Genomic DNA, 17963 nt, shown 5'->3' with positions numbered 1-17963 from the left:
CGTTCATACGCTCACTCAGCCACCCATCCCCCGGCCCAAAGGGCCTGTCCAGCTCAAGGCTCAAGGCTGAAGGCTCAAGGCCCCATCCTTTCGCATGCCGCTTACCCACACAAGCGCCGCAGGCGGACCATCTTTCCTAACTGCTAGCAGCTAGAAGCTAAAAGCCCCCATCCGTTCGCACGCCCCTCAGCCACATACAGACCGGCCCGCAGGGCCTGGTCGCCTGGCCACCAGCTACTAGCCACTAGCCACTGATTCGCCCAGTTACGCAAAAATCTCTCCCGCCGGAAGCGAGAGAGATTTCCTGTTACAGGATGTATTTTCTGACCAAGTACAGGATGAGCGCCGCCCCGAGGACGATAGCTCCTCCTACGAGGAAGATCCAGGCCGCCGCAATGGCGAGGAGGATGAAGATGCCGAAGCAGACGGCGGCACCCAGGACGAAGAGGGCTTTTTTCCACCAGGGAATATCGTGGAGGCTGAAGGAGTGGATGTGGATGGTGAATCCATCGTCCTCCGGTTCCTCCTTCTTTTCCTCTTCTCCCTGTTCGTTCAGGGTGAGTCCGTTGTAGTCATGGACCTCATCGTCCGACATGGTCCTCGGTTCTTCGTGGACCTCGGTGTGGTCATCGTTTTTCATAGTTTCATTCATAAAGATGCAAGTTTCTTATTCAGGAGTTCGTTGATGACTCTCGGGTTGGCTTTGCCTTTGGTGGCCTTCATGATCTGGCCCACCAGGGCGCCTACGGCTTTCTTCTTGCCCGCCTTGAAGTCTTCTACGGCCTTCGGGTTTTCGCTGACCACCTTATCTACCAGGGCCTGGAGGGCACCGGTGTCGGAAATCTGGACGAGGCCCTGGGCTTTGACGATGTCTTCCGCCTTGCCTCCTTCTTTCCACATGGTGGCAAATACTTTCTTCGCGATCTTTCCGGAAATGGTGCCTTTGGAAATGAGCTTCAGGAGGCCCGCCAGGTTCTCGGCAGACACCGGAGCCTTCGCGATTTCGATATTGTCATTGGAGAGCTGGCTGGCAAATTCGCCCATGAGCCAGTTCACAGCGGCCTTCGGATCGGCGCCGGCAGCTACGCAGGCTTCGAAGTAGTCTGCCGTAGCCTTGTCGTTGGTCATGAAGACCGCGTCTTCCGAGGAGAGGCCGAATTCCTTCATGTACCGTTCTTTCCGGGCATCCGGCAGTTCCGGCAGGGATTTCCGGATGTTTTCGATGTATTCATCGCTTACAGTGAAAGGTACCAGGTCCGGTTCCGGGAAGTAGCGGTAATCGTTGGCTTCTTCCTTGGTCCGCATGGACTTGGTGACCCCTTCTTTTTCATCCCAGGTCCGGGTTTCCTGGACCACCTTGCCACCGTCTTCCAGCAGTTCTGCCTGACGCATGGCTTCGTATTCAATGGCCCGTTCTACGCCTTTGAAGGAGTTGATATTCTTGATTTCTGTCTTCGTGCCCAGTTCCTTCTGGCCCACAGGGCGGACGGAAACGTTGGCATCGCAGCGCAGGCTCCCCTCTTCCATGCGGCAGTCGGAAATGCCTACGTACTGGAGGATGGCTCTCATCTTTTCCATGTAAGCCACCGCTTCTTTTGCGGACCGCATGTCCGGTTCAGAAACGATTTCCAGGAGCGGCGTGCCGGTGCGGTTATAGTCGACCAGGGAGTAATCGGAGTCGGTGATGGAGGTGCCGTGATGTACGAGCTTGCCCGCATCTTCTTCCATGTGGGCACGGGTGATGCGGATTCTCCGCTTTTCCCCTTCCACTTCCACGTCCAGGTAGCCATGTTCGCAGATAGGCAGGTCAAACTGGGAGGTTTGGAAATTCTTCGGCAGGTCCGGGTAGTAGTAGTTCTTCCGGTCGAATTTGCTGAACCGGGAAATTTCACAGTTCAGTGCCAGCCCTGCCCGGACTGCGTATTCCAGCACCTTTTTATTCAGTACCGGCAGTACGCCCGGGAGGCCCAGGCATACGGGGCACACATTGGTATTGGGGTCTGCGCCGAAGGATGTCTTACAGCTGCAGAAAATTTTTGTTTTTGTCTGGAGTTCCGTATGGACTTCCAGGCCGATGACTGCTTCGTATTTCATTCCTTAATCTCTCCTTTCGGCGCGGTCTTTGTGAATTCCGGATGGGCCTGTTCAAAGGTATAGGCGGTGCGGAGAATGGTTTCTTCTCCCAGGGTCTTGCCGATGAGCTGCATACCCAGGGGCATGCCGTCCTTGAATCCCACGGGGATGCTGATGGACGGTGCACCGATGAGGTTTACCGGTACCGTGCAGATATCTTCCATGTACAGGGACAGGGGATCCGAGAAAGCACCGAACTTGAAGGAGGTGCCGGAAGCGGAAGGCGCAGCGATGACATCGCATTTCTTGAAGGCTTCGTCAAATTCCTGTTTCAAGAGGGTCCTTACCTTCAATGCCTTCAGGTAGTAAGCGTCGTAGTAGCCTGCGGAGAGCACGTAGTTCCCCAGCATGATGCGGCGCTTCACTTCTTCGCCGAATCCCTGGCTTCTGGTCTTGATGTACATATCGATGATATCCTTGCCCCCTTCGGCACGGAAACCATAGGAAACACCGTCGTACCGGGCCAGGTTGGAGCTGGCTTCCGCCGGGGCGATGATGTAGTACACAGACACGCCGCTGTTGATATGGGGAATGGAAACGTCCACGATTTCCGCGCCTTCCTTTTCATAGAAAGCGAGAGCGTCGTGGATGGCATTCTTCGTTTCTTCCTTGATGCCCTTTCCGAAGAATTCCTTCGGAACGCCGATCTTCATGCCCTTCACATCCCGGACAAGGGCCTTTCTGTAGTCCTTCTTCTCCTGGGGAATGGAGGTGGAGTCTCTTTCGTCATGGCCGGCGATGGCATTCAGCACGATGGCCGCATCGGTGACGTCCTTCGTGAGGGGTCCGATCTGGTCCAGGGAGGAGGCGAAAGCCAGGAGGCCGTAACGGGAAACGAGGCCGTAGGTCGGCTTCAGGCCCACAATGCCGTTAAAGGAAGCAGGCTGGCGAATGGATCCGCCGGTATCGGAGCCCAGGGCCCAGATGGCTTCCGTCGCTGCTACGGCAGCTGCGGAACCGCCGGAAGAACCGCCGGGCACGTAGTCCGTATTCCAGGGGTTTTTGGAAGGTCCGAAAGCAGACCGTTCCGTGGAAGAACCCATGGCGAATTCATCCATGTTCGTCTTGCCCAGGGAAATATAGTCTTCCTTTTTCAGCATTTCAATGACCGTGGCGTCATAGGGGGAAACCCAGTGCTCCAGCATCTTCGATGCGGCGGTGCAGGTCTCTCCTTTGATGCACATATTGTCCTTAATGGCTCCCGGGATGCCGGCGAGATCGGAGATTTCCTCTCCCCTGCCGATCTTTTCATCCACCAGGGCCGCCGTCTTCAGCGCACTTTCATCGCTGGTGGACAGATAGGCATGGATGTCACCTTCCACAGCGTCACGGTGAGCAATGATTTTCTTCGTCAGTTCCACAGCGGAGATTTCTTTCTTCACCAGCTGTTCATGGAGATCATGAATGGTATACTTCACTGCTCTTCCTCCTTAAATAATTTTCGGCACCTTGAAATAGCCGTCCTCGCTGTCCGGCGCGTTCATCAGTGCTTCTTCGTTTGTAAAGGATGTATGGGGTTCATCTTCCCGCATTACATTGTACTGTTCCACTGCATGCACCGTAGGCGGCACATCGGTGGTGTCATACTGGTTCAGTTCTTCCATGTAGGTCAGAATGCTGTTCATGGAGTCCCGCATCTTTTCCAGGTCCTCCGGAGAAAACTCCAGCCGGGAAAGGAGGGCGATCTTCTTGGCTTCTTCCGTGGTAATCTTCATAGACACACTTCCTTATTCCATTATTTTCTTTAAAATAGAAAATCTTTATCAATTATAGCATAGATAGGGAAGTAGCGGCAAAGGAGGGCACAAAGTGGAGACCGAGACCGAGACCGAGACCGAGACCGAGAGCGAGGGCAACGGCCTGCGGCGAAAAGAAAGAGTTGAGAGTTGAGGTCCAGCGGCGAAGCCGCAGAAAAGCAACTGGTGGATAGTGGCTAGTAGCCAGGACTACAGCGGCTACGCCGCCGTAGGGTTCCTGAAGACTCTGCCCCCAAACCGCACAATTGCCTCTGCACAAGGCTCTCCTCCCAGAAGAGAGCTGCCAACGGCTGAGAGATGGTGGTGGATTTCCGGCCCGAAGGGCCTGGTCGCCTGGCTACTAGATCTAGCTAGTGGCTGTTTATTAACCTACTTTTTTCAAAATAGCATTTGCACCACCACCGGAGCAAAAATCCGGTCACCTTGCCAGTTTAGCCCCTTCGCAGCCTAGTCAATAAGCTCCATGTAGTGTTGGGAGCCAGCTTCCGGACCGCAATCTGCGAAATAGAGTAAAAAAAACGACCCAACTGGGACACTGAACAGGTTCCCAACGAAAACAGACATGCTAATGGAAGACAGCGTCGTCTCCGAGAGCTTAGTCATGATGAGCCCGGCTCCATAGCAGTGCTTGTCAAGGCTAAACACCCGCTCAACTTCGATCCTATCGACATTATCTTTGTATTCGGCCTTGGTTGTTTTAGGCTTGTTTTTTGGCGGTCTGCCAAGCTTTGGGCCTGACAGACGTATTCCGTGTTCTTCGCAGTACTTCCTGTTGGATCTGGTTCGGTAAATCTGGTCAGCAAGCACCCTCTCAGGATACCTGCCTGTGCGAGCCTTGTACCGCTCGATAGCATCAATAAGGAACCCGCCTTCGTTATACGGATCAAAGGATATCTTTTCCATGCGGGCATGGCCTTTCTCATCGATGCTGATGTCATATTTGGCCCCAAATTCAACAGGAGCCTTTGTTTTACCACGCACAATGGGACGGAGATAAGGCTGACTCAGACTCACAATACGATGATCGACGCGGTGCACCTTGTTGTCATACATGTACTTCTGCTGTTCATAAAGCTCTTTGATGGTCTCGTACATGGTCAGGTACTTCTCTGGCATTTCAAAGCCAGCGTCGAGATAAGCCTGAATGTATCGAAGATCCCGTTCAATGTTTCCCAGCTCGCGCCGTATTTGCATTCGCATTGCTTTAGCTGGACGCCTCTTCGCCTTGGCTATCCGGAGATAGTCTTTACGAGCTATTCTACGGTATGTTCTGGGCTTCTGCCAAGGATGATAGGTCTCATGGAAATAGTCAATCATCTCTTCAAGTTTTTCCCTCGCTTCGTTCAGGAGTGAAAAATCCTGTGGATACCGTATGTTTGAGGGGGAACAGGTCGCATCAGCAATCAATGTCCCGAAGTTAATGGAAGCATCTGCATTGGGGCCCGGTACAGTCTGGTCATTCTTGTGTTGAGCGGTGGGAGCTGCGCTTTCCAGAAACATCTCGTTGATCTTCATGATAAATTCTGCAGTGAAGCGCTTGCGGAAAGAGACCAGAGCCGGGAAACTGAAGGGACACTTATGCTGAAACTCCTCAAGTCCCAGAAAGTACTGATAATATGGGTTTTCAGTAATCAGCTGGCAGACCTTGCGATCCGATGCTCCCGTGTACTTCTGGATGATGTAGGCGCCAAATGCAATGCGAAATGGAATGCCTGGGCGGCCTGTGTGGGATGGAAATAAAGCGGCATACAGTTTTTCATACCGTTTCCAATCCAGGCTATCCGCCAGTTTGACCCACTGGTTTTCAGGATCAAGCTGAATGCCGGAGGCCTGATAGAATCCGAAAAGGGAAGTTTCACGAATTGCAGGTGTTATTTTATACATAATTGTGCTCCCAAATGCAAAGATAATTGCCTAGTGTGTCAAATACCTATGCACTTATTATAACATTATCATGTATAATAATCAGCATTCATTGTAGGAAATAGGCTATTTTAGTTTTTTAACACCCACTAGCTACTAGCCACTGATTCGCCGCAGGCGAATCCGCCCGCAGGCGAATCCGCCCGCAGGGCCTAACCACCTGGACCTCCATCCTTCACAGCCCCAAATACTCATTAATAATAACCACTTCCATATCCATGAACCGCATTTTCTTATAATAAATGGCGAGCACATTACAGATCCGATCCGGTGCCCCGCAGTTGTAACAGTGGTCGAAACCGTGGGCCGTGCAGCCGCAGAGAAAATGGTGGCGCTCCACATTCTTCGGCGCCGCCACATTCCTTGCCCGATAGATGGCATCCTCCAGCGTAGGTGCCAGCTTATTGACGCCGAAGACGAAGTACACCTTTTTATGTCCGAAAATGGACCCGGACACCCGGTTTCCCGTGCCGTCCAGGTTCACCAGCACCCCGGTCTCCGAAGCCCCGTTCACAGAAGTGAGGAACACATCCGCCGTCAGCGCCTTCCGGGCCAGGGAAAGGAAGGAATTCTCTCCTTTCCTGAAGTTGTCCGACTTCTGCACATCGTACACCACATTATGCTTCGAAAGCCTGTCCGAAATCCCCATGGAAACCAGGGTCTCTGAATCCCCGAATCCCACAGACACTCCGTCAATCTCCCGGTCCAGGTACTCCGCCGCTTCCTCCTTCGTTTCAAAAAGGGAGCAGTCAAAACGGTTTCTCATAAATGCACGGCGAACTTGTTCAAGATCCATAGTTTAACTCCTTATGCATAAATAAGTGTTTGGCACAAAAAGGATGAAAATCAGTGAGGAGTCAGGAATGAGGAGTGGATGTGGCGGCACACAATTCATATAGCGCCGCAGATTATATATTCTACAACAAAGCGGCTGACATAAAAACCTGGCTCCCCCACCGGGGCAATGCTATTAAGTTAAGAGAAAAACGAGCAAAATATGTCTTTTAGGGATGCAATATTATTGTGAACTTGCCATAAATTCGCCATTTTTGCTTTGCCTAAACAACCATTTTTACATCAGTTATTTTTACAAGTTAGATTATTGCATGCGAAAAGAACCGAAAATTGCGGATTTTTTTCGGATTTATCCGTGATAATAGCTTGGGTATCTTAGTTGACAATATTCCTTAGAATCCGGTAGGTTTTCCCTCGAAGGCATGGACTTTCTTTTCAATTCTTCCACGGTCGTAATGCCTGTTGTGAATGATAGCTACTTTGTAGGCCTCGAGTCGCTTAGTCAAATTGAAAGAATTCGCCTGCTCTTCCGTACAGAATAAATAGTGCAGGCAGGGCAGGACTCCTGCTTTGAAATTAACCTTGTACCGGTACTTGTGGTGTGCATCAATTTCCTGAATAGGAATATGGTTTATGATGGCTGCAACACAGTTATACAACGTAAGTGCCGCATACAGTTCCATTTCCTGATAGAGCAGGAACTTGGAGTGAAATACGATGGCTCCTACTCCATATTTCAAATGGCGGAAAGCTGTTTCAACCTGCCAGCGCTTTCTGTAAATACATCCAATCTCCGAGGCAGAAAATGACCGGATATCCAGGTTGGTAAGGTAATACTGGACATCCCCACTTGGCGAAACCGAGGACACGATGCGGATTCTCAGCATCATATCTGTCTCAGGCCGGAACTTTTCACTGGATTCCTTATGATAGATTCCTTTGGCACTGCGCCTTACATGGACATTGATTGTTATTTCTTTGTTGGTGATGCCATCCGGGAGATTAAGCCCTTTGGCTGAAAGAATGCCTGCACTCGGACCTTTTGCCCGGATGACGTATCCAAAACCCATTTGAGTAAGCAGACACAGGACCTGATAGCCTTCATAACCACGGTCACTGATGATGACCGTATCCTCGGGTTTATAGATAGGATGCTCTTGGGACAGTATTTGGGCCAGCTCCAGAAGTTCGCGCTGCTCATTGCATGACAGCTTTGGTTTAGTCGTAATTGCCAGATAGAGATGGTTTAGAACGTCATAAAAAGCATTTACATGATCCATATGGTACTGTGGCCTCCCAAATGGACTGCAGTCATCTGGAACAGGTAACACTGGAGTAGGCATGGGCGAATCTGAGCCATCGCAGGCGATAAGGAATTTGCCATGGTATCTCTTAAGCTCAAGTAACCGGTGCAGGTCCTTGAGGACATTCCTGAAAATGGTGGTAAAAACTTCCGTCGTGAGTTTCTGCCGCTGCTGAATGAACGCAGAAGGAGTTGAGTCACCAAATTCATCCATCTCAATGAAATTCTTGAAAAGGATATCTGGCAAGGTGCCGGTCTGCATCTTATACATAACTAAAAGAATACGTGCAATAGGCCATTTCCGTACCCGGGTAAAAAATCTGGGGTTAATCCCATACAACTTGGGATTGTCAATAACATGTTGAACGTGGCTCCTAAAAATTTTTCTGACTTGCTTTTCAAAATTGATCATAACAAATCCTCCTTGTTAACAATTGGGGTGGTTCCCTTACTAACAGGCGGAGCCTCAAATTTTTGAGGATTTGTCAAGCCTTTTTTTGATGTTTTTATATTTTTTTGTAAACCTAAGCTTTTTTTAGACACAAAAAAAGCACACGTCGTTATAACGTATGCTTGTGTAAAACGCTTAACTGAATAGCATTGCCCACCGGGGGAGCTGCCGAAGGCTGAGGGGGTGCATTTGCCGCAGTGCGGTTGATCAACAAAGCCTATCCACGTCTAACAACTTCTGTCTATCCTCTGTCAGCCGTAAGATGATTGCTGTAAGCAGAATCAATAATCCGCACCGCTTTAAAATATGTTACGGCGCACCACCACTCTTAACTTTTCCGGTCCTGTCCCACCTCGACGTCGGCCTCGATCTCAGAATTCCCCATGGGTCCCTCTCACCACTTCGATGCCGTGAGACCGGAATACATCGGCCAGCGCCTCTATTTCCGGGCAGAGTTCCTTAGACCTGCCGTCATCGCAGCAGCAGATGCCAAGATGGATAGCGTCAGGATGAATTTCGAGAATCCGCCGTACCTTCTCCACCAGGCCCTTATCATTCTCCAGGAGATGGCCGCAGCCGCTGCACTTCATAAAAGCCTCCAGCTCCACCTCTTCCCCCACGTACCGGGCAAAGGCGGCTTTTCTTTCATTCAATGCCCTGCAGCACCCGGCGCCGGTGCATACATCTTCAGACTTTGGACAGGTAAGGATGACGATACGTTTCATAGGAACCTCTTGTGAGCATAACAGAATTGAGATTTGAGATTTGAGAGTTGCGAGCCCCGGTCCAGCGGCTTCGCTGCCGATGGATTCCTGATGACACTGCAGATGAGACCGAGATTGAGTAGGACAGCGTCAGAGCCGCCGATGGGGTCCTGATGACTCTGACACCAAAAACATCCCATTATCTCTGCAGGAGGCTCTCTTCCCAGAAGAGAGCTGCCAACGTCTGAGAGATGGTAATGGATCCGGCCCAAAGGGCCTGTTCAGCTCAAGGCTAAAGGCTCAATGCCCCACCGTACGCACGAGCTCAGCCACAAAAGCGCCGCAGGCGAACCAGCTTCCCTAGCTGGCTAACAGCTAGACTCCACACGATTACACGATACCCGGCCTCCTGCCGCCGCTGCCTGAAAGCATTGAGCACGAAGATTCATCCATTCACAATCGAATCATGGTTGAAAATCATATTCCTTGGAAAAGTGGAATTGACCGGGATAGATGCGTTCTGCCATATAGCCGGCGGAGTCGATGGTCCGCGTAATGGGGCCATAGGCATATTTGAGAGGAATAGGATAAAGTCTGTGATTCCGGATAAAGGAAAGATGCTGGAATGCCTTTTTATTTGCAATTGACTGCAGTCGGCTCTTTTCGTCTCCGTAGGTTACTACAAAAACAACATCAGGATTTTCCTTCATAATATATTCATCGCTCACTGCGGCCGTAGTATCCGGAACGTCCGCTCCCAGATGAGAAGCGATATCCCCGGCAATTTTATTTTTACCATAGGAAATCGTAGTAGAGAGTAAGTCAAGAATCATAATTTTTGGCTTTTTCTGCCCTTTTGTCTTGTCAGAAACGAAGTAAAATCGATTCATTGTATCATTGACAATCTTATTTGCCTGTTCCTCTTTATGGAAAATCTGACCCAGATCATGAACATACTGCATTTCTTTCTCCACAGTCTCCGGTTTGTTGGCCTTGCTTGGGCTAGTAGTATTTAGGGAAACCATGGTATGAATGCCCCGCCGGTTCCAGTAGTCCGTACTCCCCAGTTTATTCTTGGAATACCAGGATTCTTCAGAAACGATAAGATCCGGATGGAGCCTCAGAATGTTCTCCATCGTAATTTCCTGTCTAGGAATGAAATGAAGCTTTTCGAAAACCGGCTGGTTTGATTTCTTGATAGGAAAATCTTCATTGTCTTCATATTTCACTGCATAAGCGATGGAATCCCCCACTCCCAGATCCAGAAGAGCCTCCGTTTGGGATGCCCCGATAACAAGGACCCGTTGAGGAACTGCTGAGAAAATCTGGGTATTAGACCCCAGGTCAAAATAATTCTCTACTCGGATATTCTTTATCACTAAATGGCCGTCCTGTGAAACGGAACCTGAATACCCGCATCCTCCGGATAAAAGCAGGATCCCCGCGCCAATGCAAAGCAGCATCTTTTTCATTTGGCACCATACTTTCCGGAAAGCAGCATCCACACGAAAAATGGGGCTCCGCATACCGATGCCGTGACACCGATCGGGAGTTCCACACCGGAAATCAGATTTCTTCCAATCATATCCGCCCCTACCAGAAAGCATCCGCCCGCCAGAAAGGAAAGAGGCAGAAGTGACCTGTGGCGGCTTCCATACACCAGTCGGACCATATGGGGAATCAGGAGTCCCACAAAACCGATCATGCCACACATATATACCATGGCTCCCACCATAATGGCAGTGACCCCTATGTAGACCTTACGGTAAAAAGCCAGATTCTTCCCCAAAGAAATCGACAATTCATCCCCCACCAGCATGAGATCCAGTATCCTCCACTGGCTGAGGAAGTAGAGCGTTCCCGCCGCCAGCACAAAGACAAGAATTCCTATAGAAATCCAGTCATCCACCATAATATTTCCCATGAGCCAGAATTGGATAGACCTGGTTTTACTGGGCTCTGCCATGGCCTGGACAATGAAACTCACCGCAGCGGAACAGAGGGCATTGAGCGCAAACCCGATAAGGATGAGGATAAGACTCCCACCTTTCCCGGTTATACTCGTAAAAAACAGGATGAGCAACGACACCAAACCAGCTCCTAAAAAAGCAAAAGCCCCGATTCCTGACAACCCAAATACGGTAGAAATTCCACAGGCAATAGCCAGTACAGCACCCAGGCTGGCACCGGAAGAAATTCCCAAAAGGTAAGGATCTGCCAGAGGATTCCGCATAACGCCCTGCATGACAGCACCAGTGACTGCAAGACCACCGCCAATGATAAATGCCAATACGGCATGGGGCAGCCGGATATATCGCAGGAGGTCACTTTTAACAGGATCTACAGGTGTCTCTCCCAAGACAAAATTTATGATGTCTGTACAAATATCCCCCGGTGAAAGATAAATCGTCCCATATCCAAGAAACAAAAGGAAAAGTGCTATAAGAACGAACGGAAAAAGAATTCTGCGTATCGATTTCATAGGCTGCCCCTCTCATAAATAATGGCAGGCCGCCCGTCGCTCCGTGGAATGACCTTCGCTTTTACATGATACAGTTCAAAAATAATTTTTGGTGTCAGTACCTCCTGCGGCGTTCCTTCAGCCACTATTTTCCCTTTCTTGATGGCAACAATGCGATCACAGTACATGGCTGCAATATTCAAATCATGAATGGCTGCTATCACCGTCATATTCCGGGAACTCACCAGATCCATAATCTGCAGCTGGTAGGTAATATCGAGATGGTTCGTCGGTTCATCCAAAATAAGGCAAGGAGTTTCCTGTGTCAGGGCCCTGGCAAGCATGACCCTCTGCTGTTCGCCGCCGGAAAGATTGGAAAAGCTCTTATCCGCCATAGTTTGGACACCGGTTTCCTCCATAGCTGTTTTTGCGATTTCATGGTCTTCCTTATTATTGCCCTCGGTTATTCCCTTGTACGGGGTACGTCCCATGAGGACAACATCCTCGACGGTAAAATCGAAAGCACTGCCATGATGTTGGGTCAATACCGCCGTCCGCCTTGCACTTTCCTTGTAGGATAGATGGGAAAGAACCTTATCCCCCAGCAGGATTTCCCCGCCCGAAGGTTTCAGCACACGGTAAATGCATTTCAGAAGTGTACTCTTACCACTTCCATTGGGGCCAATCAGTCCTGTGAGTTCATGGGAGCCAAAGGAAACATTCACATGTGACAGGACCGTCTTATCCGCATACCGCGCAGTAAGGTCTTTAATTCGGATTTCCATCAGCTCTCACCTCCGAAATGATACTCTTCTTTAAGAAGCATATAAATGAATAATGGTGCCCCGATAAATGCCAGCGTAACGCCGATAGGTATATCCTGCCCGGGAATGAGGGAACGGCCCAGAATATCAGCCCAAACGGCAAGGATTCCCCCTGACAGTACGGCAGTCGGTAAAAGCCGCTGATGGGACGCCCCCATCACCATTCTTGAAAAATGAGGGACGATGAGCCCCACAAAACCGATGAGCCCCGCTTCCATAACCACAGCTCCAACAATCACCGCATTCAGCACAAGATAGAGCCTATAAAAAGGAATAAGATTCATTCCCAGAGGTAAAGCTGCCTCCTGTCCTTCCATCATGAGATTGAGCACCCTGGACTGCATGGAGAAAAACAGGGTAAAACAAAAAACAAGGACAAGAAGAATCAGGGACGTATCCAGTTTCACAAAAGCCACGCTTCCCATCATCCAGTACAAAGTCACATCCATACCGGTGGAATTGGCCCCGGAAAATATAATGATACTGGTCACACCGGCGGCCACTGCAGATAGAGCCACCCCCAGTATCAGCAGATAAGCCGTATCTCCGCCCCGTTTTCCTGCCATCATGGAAAGTACAAAAGATAAAGCCAAAGCGCCGCAAAAAGCACCGGCACCAACACTGCCGGCGCCCAATGCAGCGCCAAAGCCGAAAAATATTGCACAAACCGCACCCAAACCGGCACCCGACGAAATCCCCATAATATAAGGACTGGCCATAGGGTTGCGGAACATCGCCTGCATCAGCGTCCCCGAAAGGGCAAGTCCCATCCCCACAGCAGCGGACAGGATAACCCGGGGAAGACGCAGATTCCAGACAATGTCCTGATAAAGGTCGGACGAACCCCCCACACCCATAAGCGCCCCAAGTACATCGGCAGGGCCAAGGGCCAGGGTACCAAGCATAAGCCCGGCAAAGCAGGAAATAAGCAGGAGACCGGATAAAATACAGAGAATAGCCGAAAGAGATGTTCTTCGTATCAACCGCTGCATTTCACAGTCTCCTTATTTCATTACAAATGCATGGTTGCAGAGAAGACAAACGTCCGTGGCGATCCAAGGTGAACGCTGTCATTTCCGGAAGTTACAAGCCAGTAATCCTTACCAAATGCATTGTAGAGCATAGCATTAAAAGTAACCGGTGTATTGTGAATAGTCGTATCGTAGCTTGCACCAAAGTCAAAAATCGTATGAGAAGGTACGTTATACTCAACCTTGCCACCGGTTGACTTAATGGGAGCCGTGCCAAGATACTGTGTCCGTTCAATAAGGCTTAATTTATTATTAACTTTATAGACAAATCCCAAGGTACCGGACCAGCGAGGAGCACCGCTCACCCTGGCTCCGCTCAAAGTCTGTTTGGCATCCATATACGTAAAGCCGCCAATAATATCTAATTTATCAGTAATGGAGCCCGCTACTGAATATTCAAACCCTTTATCTTTCTGTTTCCCATATTCTTTGTAATAATTATCAGGCGTAGCCGCATAATTTGCCTGTTTAATTTCATATAAACTGATGGTGTGTAAGAGATTACCTGCTTTGTATTTAAACCCAAATTCATTCTGTTTAGCTTTATTTGGATCTAACGCTTCCCCTGCATTTTTATATCCTCTATTTGTTGGCACAAGGGTACCAATATTAAAGTTTTCAGAATGGCTGAAATAAGCTGAGAAATCAGGAGTAAATTTATAATTGATTGCATAAGTGGGGATAACGCCATGATAGCTCTGCTTGGACGTCTGTGCACCGGTAGTGGTATTATATTTTGTTTGTGTAGCTTCATGGCCATGTACACCGAGGATAATATTTAGTTTATCATCTAAAGCCGAAATATTATCCATCACATGCCAGCCATTCATATAAATATCAGCATTATGTGCTGCATGAGAATGTGTCAAAATTGCACCTGGCCAATAATTACCACCGTTCAAATTGCCATATACCGTATAAGTTCCGCCAGATTGTCCATTCAAGCTGCCAAATGTGGGGTCCATACTGAGCCAGTAATTATACCAGTTACGATCTAAGTTCACTACATAATTATGTTTTGTACTTCCAATATCAAATTCACCTTTAATTCCAAGAGCTGCATATTTCTTGGTAATGGCAAGAGGATAATTGGTTAATCCAATCTTGAAATTTCCTGCGTCATCAAGAATCCGTGGAGAACCGTTGATGTAGCCATACCAATCTTCTCTATGATATCCAGCATTAAAAAATGCAGTAACATGGTCATTTAATTTTTGCTCATGATTAAACGCCGCCACCCAGCTATCATATTCCTGATAAGACCAATCTGGCTTATAATACCCACTAGCTTTGGGGGCATCCGGTAACTTAGATACCGTATCCGCAAAACTGAAAGAACTTAATGCCCCGTTCTGTTTTACATAATCATAGCCAACCAGTAAATTTGAATTGCTATTAGATGTTTTCTGATCAATATTCAGAAACAGATCCCTCTGTTTCAAAGTTTCTCCATCGACAACTGTATCTCCATCAATGTTAGATGCATTCAACCGGATACCCCAACGATTATTGGTACCCATACGTTTTCCCCAGTCAATAGCTTCCTGAAAAGACTGTCCACCACGATATGTAAAAGTAAGATCCAGATTTTCTTTATCCTGTGCTCTCTTGGAGTGAACATCTACCGTTCCACCAACGGACTGGGAAATAGGCGTTCCCTCAATACCCAAATTTGGACCCGCAATGACTGTAATTTTATCCGCAAAAATATCGGTAGAATGCTGCTGGTCCATCAGCCCCGGCACACCGTTCACATAGAATTGATGACCGTTAATTCGGAATCCACGGATAGAAATATCATTATACATAGCACTGGATGAGTTTCTTACTGCAGGATTTAAAGAAATAGCCCCTGAAAAGCCAGTTGCCGGATCCTCGAAATAATCCATACTCTTTCTGGAAACAGTCATACTGCTGAAAGGTGCTGATAAAGCATCCTGATTCCCAAGCAGTCCAACGTCCTGTACCTCATCAGCTACTATCCCCAATGGTTTAATGATGCTTTCATTGCCACGTACCTGTTTATCCTTATCCGCATTAACCACAACTTCATCCAAGGTACTAGAATCCGCCGCCTGAATGGTCATACCCCCAAATACGGATGCAGCCACTCCTGCAAGCACAAGAGCTGCCAGTTTCTTTCTGTTCATAACTTATCCTCCCTGATTAATGATAGAAATAATATATTTCATTTTTATCAGGCTCTTCTAATGTGAAATGCCAAGGAGTGTGACCGTGTTTCCACCCTTTATTCACAAAGAAGTTTCTGATAAAAAAGAAAGCCCTGCAAATATTTCCCCTAAAAATATAAAAAGCCTTTCTCCCACAGGAAAAAGGCATAAAGCGTCGCACAAACCGACAGGTGTAAATCCAAGCGGCATCTTCGTCCCATGCCCTGTCCATCGCAGGAGGTACTGAGGAATTGTGAACAAACAATATTTACATTTTAATTGATTAAAAGTGTAAAAAATGCTATGCTGATGCCAAGGAGGAAATCAGCATGGTTAAAGAAGTCCCTGTAGATAAAATCAATAAGATGCTTCCACTGCTTAACGAGGCGCAGAAACGAGTATATCTGGCCTCTGAAGCCGAAGCACTCGGCCACGGTGGAATTACTGCTATCAGCAAAGCCACTGGCGTATCCCGGGTAACCATAACGAATGGCATAAAAGATCTGAATTCTGAACATCCCTATTTATCTCAAGATGCACCTTCCCCTCGTATCCGAAGGGAAGGCGGCGGTCGTAAGCCCATAGAGGTTACTCAGCCGGGAATTATAGAAGCACTTGAAAGCCTTATGGAAAATTCCACTTTTGGAGATCCCCAAGGACCTTTGCGTTGGACGACAAAGAGCCTGCGTAACCTCGAAGCGGAAATGAATGCCCGTGGTTATAAGATTAAATATCGTAAAATCGGATACCTCTTGAAAGATATGGGTTACAGCCTCCAAATCAATCAAAAAATGAACCAGGTTGGAAGTCAGCACCCAGACAGGGACGCACAGTTCCGGCACATCAACGAAACTGCTGAAGAATACATGGAAAACGGGTTTCCTGTTATTTCCATAGACTGTAAGAAAAAGGAAAACATTGGAAATTTCAAAAATAGCGGAGCCGAATATGCCAAAAAAGGAAATCCGGTAAACGTTCTTGACCATGACTTTCCTCTTCCTGACAAGGGAAAAGCTGCTCCTTACGGCGTTTACGATATTGCAGCCAATGAAGGGTTTGTGAATGTGGGAGTAGGCTCAGATACTGCGCAGTTCGCAGTGAATTCGATCCGCTCCTGGTGGGATGAGATGGGTAAACCACGATATCCTGAAGCAACCCGTCTGTTAATTACGGCAGATGGTGGTGGAAGCAATGGAAGCCATAGCCGGCTTTGGAAATTTGAGCTGCAAAAATTTGCTGATGAAAGTGGCCTTGAAATCGAAGTCTGCCACTTCCCGCCCGGAACATCCAAATGGAATAAAATAGAGCATCGACTATTCAGCCAAATTACAAAGAACTGGCGAGGCCGTCCTTTGGAAACGCTTGAAATTATCGTTAATCTGATCGCTTCAACAACTACCGATAATGGGCTTGTGGTTCGGTGTAAAGCGGATACCGCAGTCTACCCTAAAGGCACTAAAGTTTCTGACAAGGAATTTGCTGGCATTAATCTGCTAAGAAATGAATTTCATCCTGATTGGAATTATGTCATCAGGCCATCATATGAATAGCTTAATAATGCACAGATCCTGAGTCAAAATCGAGGTAGTTCTTCTGACTTCCGTTCCTCGATGGGGCAGCCCTTCTCAGATTTCTCCAATGGCTATTGCTGCCTCTCTCCCGGTTACAGCGGCGGGACCGTTCCGGACTTGCACCGGATTCCCTATTGAGTCTCCTATGAGACGCCTTGATTATTTTTATTAAACTATTATGATTGAAATTTTAGTTTAATAAAACTTTTAAGTCAATATCTTTTAATGCAAAGTACTGAGTATTATAAGTATTTATATAGATCAATATTAATGTTTTTATGTATGAGTGTCATGCGAACGGGCGGGGCCTTAAGCCTTGAGTGGATCAGGCCCTGCGGGCAGATTCGCCTGCGGCGAATCGGTAGCTAGTGGCTAGATCTAGTGGCCAGGTGATCAGGCCCTTCGGGCCGGACCCATTACCATCTCTCAGCCCCGTGGGCAGCTCTCTTCTGGGAAGAGAGCCTCCTGCTGAGTCAATGGTACGTTTTTGGGGTAGAGTCTTTAGGATTCCTATGACGGCTTCGCCGCTAATGGTTAGTCCCCCTTTCCCGAAGGCGAGGGTGCTTCGGCCGGGCTCTAAGGTGCTCGCTTAGTGTGCAGGAACGGCTCGCAAAAGATCCCGGCTTGGGCATCCTCTGCAGGATGCCCACAGAGGACCCTCGAGCCGGGCCCAAGTTGGTGCCTTTACTGCACACCAAGGCACCTTCCGCTTGTGGCCCGGCCGGTGGATGTCACGCAGTGACAGAGGGATTCTGATGGGATTGCGGCGAAGCCGCTGGCGTATTTCATAAGGTGGCGCTTCCGGTAGAACCAATATTCTCTGGAGTTGTAACACCGTC

The 17963-nt window shown here is 48.5% G+C and carries 14 protein-coding genes and 1 riboswitch; of the genes, 1 reads left to right on the top strand and 13 read right to left on the bottom strand.

Annotated elements, in window-relative coordinates; genetic code table 11:
• Positions 1-307: 307 nt before the first annotated feature.
• The 13 genes from ACFWUL_RS05020 to ACFWUL_RS04960 all read right to left on the bottom strand — a co-directional run bounded on the left by ACFWUL_RS05020 (position 308) and on the right by ACFWUL_RS04960 (position 15532).
• On the bottom strand, positions 308-640 hold the full coding sequence (locus ACFWUL_RS05020) for a hypothetical protein (protein ID WP_297041568.1): 333 nt from the start codon (positions 638-640) through the stop codon (positions 308-310).
• An 8-nt stretch (positions 641-648) separates the two neighbouring features.
• Positions 649-2094: an Asp-tRNA(Asn)/Glu-tRNA(Gln) amidotransferase subunit GatB gene (gatB, locus tag ACFWUL_RS05015; RefSeq protein ID WP_297019284.1), complete on the bottom strand. Its 1446-nt coding sequence runs from the start codon at positions 2092-2094 to the stop codon at positions 649-651.
• The gene (gene gatA, locus ACFWUL_RS05010) at positions 2091-3551 is read right to left on the bottom strand and encodes an Asp-tRNA(Asn)/Glu-tRNA(Gln) amidotransferase subunit GatA (protein ID WP_416177982.1); all 1461 of its coding nucleotides are present in this window, start codon (positions 3549-3551) and stop codon (positions 2091-2093) included. The genes gatB and gatA overlap by 4 nt, the downstream gene beginning before the upstream one ends.
• A 12-nt stretch (positions 3552-3563) precedes the next feature.
• The gene (gatC, locus tag ACFWUL_RS05005; RefSeq protein WP_296096970.1) at positions 3564-3848 is read right to left on the bottom strand and encodes an Asp-tRNA(Asn)/Glu-tRNA(Gln) amidotransferase subunit GatC; all 285 of its coding nucleotides are present in this window, start codon (positions 3846-3848) and stop codon (positions 3564-3566) included.
• Positions 3849-4337: 489 nt separating this feature from the next.
• The gene (locus ACFWUL_RS05000; RefSeq protein WP_416176801.1) at positions 4338-5774 is read right to left on the bottom strand and encodes an IS5 family transposase; all 1437 of its coding nucleotides are present in this window, start codon (positions 5772-5774) and stop codon (positions 4338-4340) included.
• A gap of 214 nt (positions 5775-5988) precedes the next feature.
• Positions 5989-6609: a lactate utilization protein gene (locus ACFWUL_RS04995; protein ID WP_297019288.1), complete on the bottom strand. Its 621-nt coding sequence runs from the start codon at positions 6607-6609 to the stop codon at positions 5989-5991.
• 391 nt (positions 6610-7000) lie between these two features.
• On the bottom strand, positions 7001-8323 hold the full coding sequence (locus ACFWUL_RS04990; protein WP_416177617.1) for an IS4 family transposase: 1323 nt from the start codon (positions 8321-8323) through the stop codon (positions 7001-7003).
• 410 nt (positions 8324-8733) lie between these two features.
• Positions 8734-9087 carry a CGGC domain-containing protein gene (locus tag ACFWUL_RS04985; protein ID WP_416177981.1) on the bottom strand — a complete coding sequence of 118 codons (354 nt, stop codon included), beginning with the start codon at positions 9085-9087 and terminating at the stop codon, positions 8734-8736.
• Between the two features lie 443 nt (positions 9088-9530).
• Entirely contained in the window at positions 9531-10445 is a 915-nt protein-coding gene (locus tag ACFWUL_RS04980; RefSeq protein ID WP_416177980.1) for an ABC transporter substrate-binding protein, read from the bottom strand.
• Positions 10446-10534: 89 nt separating this feature from the next.
• Positions 10535-11548 (bottom strand): FecCD family ABC transporter permease, encoded by a 1014-nt coding sequence (locus ACFWUL_RS04975; RefSeq protein WP_416177979.1) that lies wholly within the window; start codon positions 11546-11548, stop codon positions 10535-10537.
• Positions 11545-12312, bottom strand: a complete 768-nt coding sequence (locus tag ACFWUL_RS04970; RefSeq protein WP_416177978.1) for an ABC transporter ATP-binding protein — start codon at positions 12310-12312, stop codon at positions 11545-11547. Before ACFWUL_RS04970 ends, ACFWUL_RS04975 begins: the two co-directional genes overlap by 4 nt.
• Positions 12312-13343 (bottom strand): FecCD family ABC transporter permease, encoded by a 1032-nt coding sequence (locus ACFWUL_RS04965; RefSeq protein ID WP_416177977.1) that lies wholly within the window; start codon positions 13341-13343, stop codon positions 12312-12314. Before ACFWUL_RS04965 ends, ACFWUL_RS04970 begins: the two co-directional genes overlap by 1 nt.
• A 20-nt stretch (positions 13344-13363) precedes the next feature.
• On the bottom strand, positions 13364-15532 hold the full coding sequence (locus tag ACFWUL_RS04960) for a TonB-dependent receptor (RefSeq protein ID WP_416177976.1): 2169 nt from the start codon (positions 15530-15532) through the stop codon (positions 13364-13366).
• Positions 15533-15882: 350 nt separating this feature from the next.
• On the opposite strand from ACFWUL_RS04960, the gene ACFWUL_RS04955 reads away from it, so the two are divergent.
• Positions 15883-17103: an ISAzo13 family transposase gene (locus ACFWUL_RS04955; protein WP_416176758.1), complete on the top strand. Its 1221-nt coding sequence runs from the start codon at positions 15883-15885 to the stop codon at positions 17101-17103.
• Between the two features lie 15 nt (positions 17104-17118).
• Positions 17119-17297, bottom strand: a riboswitch (cobalamin riboswitch).
• Positions 17298-17963 lie beyond the last annotated feature (666 nt).

This window comes from Dialister sp. (assembly GCF_047832375.1).
Lineage (GTDB): Bacteria > Bacillota > Negativicutes > Veillonellales > Dialisteraceae > Dialister.
The sequence above is the reverse complement of the archived record's forward strand: the minus strand, read 5'-3'. Positions and strand labels throughout refer to the sequence as shown.